This is a genomic window from Acinetobacter sp. Tr-809, from assembly GCF_011753255.1.
Taxonomy (GTDB): Bacteria; Pseudomonadota; Gammaproteobacteria; order Pseudomonadales; family Moraxellaceae; genus Acinetobacter.
Genome location: NZ_VWVZ01000025.1, coordinates 1 through 259 on the forward strand (window position 1 = coordinate 1; position 259 = coordinate 259).

1 pseudogene is annotated in these 259 nt (G+C 49.8%); it reads right to left on the bottom strand.

What is annotated here, in order from left to right:
• A pseudogene (locus tag F3J02_RS18820) lies at window positions 1-259 on the bottom strand (hypothetical protein); the annotation flags it as partial.

Consider the following 259-nt stretch of genomic DNA (forward strand, 5'->3'; position numbering starts at 1 on the left):
GAACCAGGTTCTGCTGTACCGGTAATCGGATCTGTTGCATTGATTGGATTGATGTCTGGTGCATTCGGTGCAGTTACATCGACTGTATATACTTGCGTATCGGTGATGTTGCTGCTGTTACCCGCTGCATCAGTGAAGGTCGCTGTGGCATCAATGGTTTTATCACCATCTGCCAACAGGTCACTGCCCGCAACGCTTGCCGTCCAGTTGCCTGTTAATGGATCAACTGTCGCTGTGTACGTCACACCATTGATCAGCA